The organism is Mycobacterium sp. TH-M82 (assembly GCF_057473605.1).
Window position 1 is genome coordinate 1 of record NZ_JBYCKY010000910.1, and the last position, 4,975, is coordinate 4,975.

The following is a 4,975-nucleotide window of genomic DNA, read 5'->3' on the forward strand; positions in this document are numbered from 1 at the left end:
ACATCGGAAAATTCGAGAAAGCCTCCGAAGATTTCTTCATCCCGGCACTCACCGCGATGATGGGGGCATCCGGCGCACAGCTGTTCGCCGCCTTGCCCCTGCGGCTGGTGACCTCGCTGTCCGGCCCGCCGGTACCGAGCGGTTATCACACCATGGGCGGGATGCAGATGGGTGTGGACCCCAAGACCAGCGTCGTCGATGCGTATGGACGCATGCACCAGATGGACAACGTCTACTGCGCCGACGGCAGCGTATTCGTCACCTCCAGCGGCTCTAACCCCACCCAAACCATCATGGCGGTGGCGCTGCGCAACGCACGTGCGCTCGCCGGCCAGTCGCAGAGCTCATCGTCCAGCACCGCTCAGGCGCCGGGTATACGTCGGTGATCACCTCGAAGGGCCACAATCTCGTAGGGAGCCCAAGCCTGTCAGGACATCCTGAGAATTCAACGTTGGTCTAAGCCGCGCCCACGGACCCGATACGACAAGCGGTAGTAAGCCGGGGTAGGCTGATTACGTCGTTCGGGAGGGGAGTCGGGCCATGCCGAGATCGGCGAGCCTAGGCGATTTGGAACGGGCGGTGATGAACCACCTGTGGTCGGCGCCTGAGCCCCAAACGGTGCGCCAGGTCCACGAAGCGTTGTCGGTGCACCGGGACTTGGCTTACACCACCGTGATGACCGTGCTGCAGCGGCTGGCAAAGAAGAACCTGCTCATCCAGATCCGTGATGAGCGTGCGCACCGCTACACGCCGGCACGCGATCGCGGCGATCTGGTCGCCGGGCTGATGGTGGACGCGCTGGAACAGGCCGCGGACCCCGGCGGTCGGCAGGCCGCGCTGGTGCATTTCGTCGAACGTGTCGATGCCGACGAGGCCGAGGCGTTACGGCACGCACTCGACGAATTGGAAGCCAAACACCGCCCTGTTGCACCCGATGGCGGTCAGATCACGCCCTGAGGGAGACTGACTGCGTGTTCGCGCTGGCCTCCATCATCGTCGCGATGCTGCTCGCCGGCCCGGTGCGGTCCTGGCTGGCGTATGCGGGCTGGCTGCTGCGCGCACCCCGGGCCGGTGTGGTGCTGTGCCAGGCCGTCACACTCGCCGCGGTGCTCGCGGCGTTCGGCGCCGGCATCGCCGTCGCGAGCGGGCTGTTCGTGCCCGGGCCGGACGGCCGGCCGACACGGACGATCGGTGACGGCATCGATCGGCTGGGCTGGCCGCTGTGGATCTTGTCGGTGGCGGTCTTGGTGTTGACGCTGGTGGTGGGCGTTCGGCTGCTGGTGGCGATGCTTCGGGTGGCGGTCGGCACCCGGCGGCGGCGCGCACATCACCGCATGCTGGTCGACCTGCTCCGGACCAGCGAGGACCCGATGCCGAGTCACGTCGGCCGCCGGGCCGAGGAACTTCGAATCCTGCAGATCGCGCAGCCGATGGCCTATTGCCTGCCCGGGGTACGCAGCCGGGTCGTGCTCAGCGCGGGAATGCTGGCCTCGTTGACCGACACCGAACTCGCCGCCGTACTGAGCCATGAACGCGCGCATCTGCGTGCCCGCCATGACCTGGTGCTGGAAACATTCACTGCCCTGCACACGGCCTTTCCGCGGATTACCCGCAGCGCCAGCACGCTGGGTACGGTGCAACTGCTGGTCGAGCTGCTCGCCGACGACGCGGCAGTCCGCACCACCGGGCCCGCACCACTGGCGCGTGCGCTGGTGGCCTGCGCATCCGCGTGTGCACCGGCGGGCGCGATGGCGGTGGGCGGTCCCAGCACGTTGCTGCGGGTACGCCGCCTGTCGGGACCGGGCAACAGTCGAGCGCTGGCGGTGGCCGTCTACCTCGCCGCGGCAGCGGTGCTGGTGGTGCCCACCGTCGCACTGGCGGTACCGTGGCTGATCGAGTTGCACCGGCTGCTCGCCGGATAACCGCGGCGACGTCCGTTGACGTCATGTATCACCCGAGCGTCGACCTTCGGTCCCTGGAGGCCTGCGGCGGCAAAGAAAGGCATGAGGAAGGCAGACCAATGAGCGTGACCCAACCGATCGCCCAGATCGGGGTGACCGGCTTGGCTGTGATGGGTTCCAACATCGCCCGCAACTTCGCCCGGCACGGATGCACCGTGGCACTGCACAACCGTTCGATCGCCAAGACCGACGCGCTGTTGGCCGAGTACGGCTCCGAGGGCAGTTTCGTGCGCAGCCAGTCGATTCGGGAATTCCTTGCCGCCCTGGAGAAGCCGCGCAGGGTGCTGATCATGGTCAAAGCCGGTGCCGCCACCGATGCCGTCATCGACGAACTCGCCGACGCCATGGAACCCGGCGACATCATCATCGACGGCGGCAACGCGCTCTACACCGACACCATCCGGCGCGAGAAAGCCATGGCCGAGCGGCGCCTGCACTTCGTCGGCGCGGGCATCTCCGGCGGCGAAGAAGGCGCACTGAACGGGCCGTCGATCATGCCCGGCGGCCCCGCGGAGTCGTATGAGTCGCTGGGCCCGTTGCTGGAGCAGATCTCCGCACACGTCGACGGGGTGCCGTGTTGCACGCACATCGGCCCCGACGGTTCGGGCCACTTCGTCAAGATGGTGCACAACGGCATCGAGTACTCCGACATGCAACTGATCGGCGAGGCCTACCAGCTGCTCCGGGACGGGCTCGGCTTCTCCGCGCCGCAGATCGCCGACGTGTTCACCGACTGGAACACCGGGGAGTTGGACAGCTACCTGGTGGAGATCACTGCCGAGGTGCTGCGCCAGGTGGACGCCAAGACCGCCCGACCTTTGGTCGACGTGATCGTCGACGAGGCCGAGCAGAAGGGCACCGGCCGCTGGACCGTCAAATCCGCTCTCGACCTCGGTGTCCCGGTGACCGGCATCGCCGAAGCGGTGTTCGCCCGCGCACTGTCGGGTTCGGTGGCCCAGCGCAAGGCGGCCGCCGGCTTCGCATCCGGTCGGCTGGGCGAACGCCCCGCCGACCCGCAAACCTTCATCGAAGACATCCGCCGGGCGCTGTACGCCTCCAAGATCGTCGCCTACACCCAGGGCTTCAACCAGATCCAGGCCGGCAGCGCCGAATACGGCTGGAACATCGCCCCTGGCGAGCTGGCCACCATCTGGCGCGGCGGCTGCATCATCCGGGCCAAGTTCCTCAACCGCATCAAGAAGGCCTTCGAAACCGAACCGGACCTGGCCAGCCTGCTGAGCGCACCGTATTTCCGCGGCGCCGTCGAATCGGCGATCGACGGCTGGCGCCGTGTGGTCATCACCGCCACCCAGTTGGGAATACCGGTGCCGGGCTTCTCCTCGGCGCTGTCGTACTACGACGGCCTGCGGACCGCGCGGCTGCCCGCCGCACTCACCCAGGCCCAGCGCGACTACTTCGGTGCGCACAGCTACGGCCGGGTCGATGCGCCCGGCAAGTTCCACACGTTGTGGAGCGGCAACCACAGCGAGGTGGCGGTTCCCTCAGGTGGCCATGCCGGCCCGGACGGCCTGAGGCGGAGCCGGACCATTGATTCAGGGATAAGGCAATGAGGTTTTTGAACGGCCAGGCCCCCGCGTACGACCTGACCTACGACGATGTCTTCATCGTCCCCAACCGTTCCGACGTCGATTCGCGGTTCGACGTGGACCTGTCCACCCGCGACGGCTCCGGCACCACCATCCCGGTGGTGGTGGCCAACATGACCGCGGTGGCCGGCCGCCGGATGGCCGAGACCGTGGCCCGGCGCGGCGGCGTCGTGGTGCTGCCGCAGGATCTGCCGATCACCGCCGTGCAACAGACCGTGGACTTCGTCAAAAGCCGCGACCTGGTCATCGACACCCCGGTGGTGCTCTCGCCCGACGATTCGGTGTCGGACGCTGCCGCGCTGATCCACAAACGCGCCCACGGCGCGGCGGTGGTGGTGTCGCAGAGTCGCCCGGTCGGCCTGGTGACGGCGCCGCGCTGCGACGGTGTCGACCGGTTCACCCGGGTCCGCGACGTCGTGATACCCGATTTTGTCAACGCCCCGGCGGACACCGATCCGCGCAAGGTCTTCGACCTGTTGGAGCACGCCCCGATCGATGTCGCGGTGCTGACCAACGCCGACGGCACACTGGCCGGGGTGCTGACCCGTACCGGGGCGATCCGGGCCGGGATCTACACCCCGGCCACCGACGGGGCCGGCCGGTTGCGCGTCGCCGCTGCCGTAGGCATCAACGGCACGGTGGTGGCCAAGGCGGCAGCGCTGGTGGCGGCCGGGGTGGACCTGCTGGTCATCGACACCGCACACGGTCATCAGGTCAAGGCACTGGACGCGGTCAGGGCGGTTGCGGCGCTAGGCCTGGGTGTGCCGCTGGTCGCCGGCAACGTGGTCTCGGCCGAGGGCACCCGGGACCTCATCGACGCCGGGGCTGCCGTCGTCAAGGTCGGTGTCGGCCCCGGCGCCATGTGCACCACCCGGATGATGACCGGCGTGGGCCGGCCGCAGTTCTCCGCCGTGGCCGACTGCGCGGACGCGGCGCGCCGGCTCGGTGCGCACGTATGGGCCGACGGTGGGGTCCGCCATCCCCGAGACGTCGCGCTGGCACTGGCGGCAGGCGCGTCCAACGTGATGATCGGCTCCTGGTTCGCCGGCACCTACGAGTCGCCCGGCGATCTGATGCTCGATCACGCGGAGCAGCCGTATAAAGAGAGCTACGGGATGGCCTCCAAGCGGGCTGTGGTCGCCCGCACCGCAGCCGACAGCGCGTTCGAAAGGGCCCGCAAAACATTGTTCGAAGAAGGCATTTCAACGTCCCGGATGGGGCTGGACCCGGACCGCGGCGGGGTTGAAGACCTGCTCGACCACATCACCTCGGGGGTGCGCAGCACCTGCACCTACGTCGGCGCGTCCACACTGGCCGAACTGCACGAACGAGCGGTGCTGGGGGTGCAGTCGGCGGCCGGGTTCGCCGAGGGCCATCCGCTGCCGTTCGGCTGGTAGCACGGCTTGA

The 4,975-nt window shown here is 68.3% G+C and carries 4 protein-coding genes and 1 pseudogene; all 5 read left to right on the forward strand.

From position 1 onward, the window contains the following. Window positions 1–386: GMC family oxidoreductase (locus AC2VON_RS26655; protein WP_486955460.1), on the forward strand; the 386-nt coding region annotated here is incomplete at its 5' end. A gap of 154 nt (window positions 387–540) precedes the next feature. Further along, the gene (locus tag AC2VON_RS26660; protein ID WP_486955461.1) at window positions 541–957 is read left to right on the forward strand and encodes a BlaI/MecI/CopY family transcriptional regulator; all 417 of its coding nucleotides are present in this window, start codon (window positions 541–543) and stop codon (window positions 955–957) included. Window positions 958–971: 14 nt separating this feature from the next. After that, window positions 972–1,922, forward strand: coding sequence for a M56 family metallopeptidase (locus tag AC2VON_RS26665; protein WP_486955462.1), 951 nt, complete (start codon window positions 972–974; stop codon window positions 1,920–1,922). 98 nt (window positions 1,923–2,020) lie between these two features. Beyond that, window positions 2,021–3,460 (forward strand): annotated as a pseudogene (gndA, locus tag AC2VON_RS26670) (NADP-dependent phosphogluconate dehydrogenase); the annotation flags it as partial. Window positions 3,461–3,528: 68 nt separating this feature from the next. Further along, window positions 3,529–4,965: a GuaB1 family IMP dehydrogenase-related protein gene (locus AC2VON_RS26675; protein ID WP_486955463.1), complete on the forward strand. Its 1,437-nt coding sequence runs from the start codon at window positions 3,529–3,531 to the stop codon at window positions 4,963–4,965. Window positions 4,966–4,975: the final 10 nt, after the last annotated feature.

What these genes read in the sequence shown, in the direction of transcription:
- AC2VON_RS26660 (WP_486955461.1), top strand. Translation starts at nt 541, where the DNA reads ATGCCGAGATCGGCGAGCCTAGGCGATTTGGAACGGGCGGTGATGAAC.
- AC2VON_RS26675 (WP_486955463.1), top strand. Translation starts at nt 3,529, where the DNA reads ATGAGGTTTTTGAACGGCCAGGCCCCCGCGTACGACCTGACCTACGAC.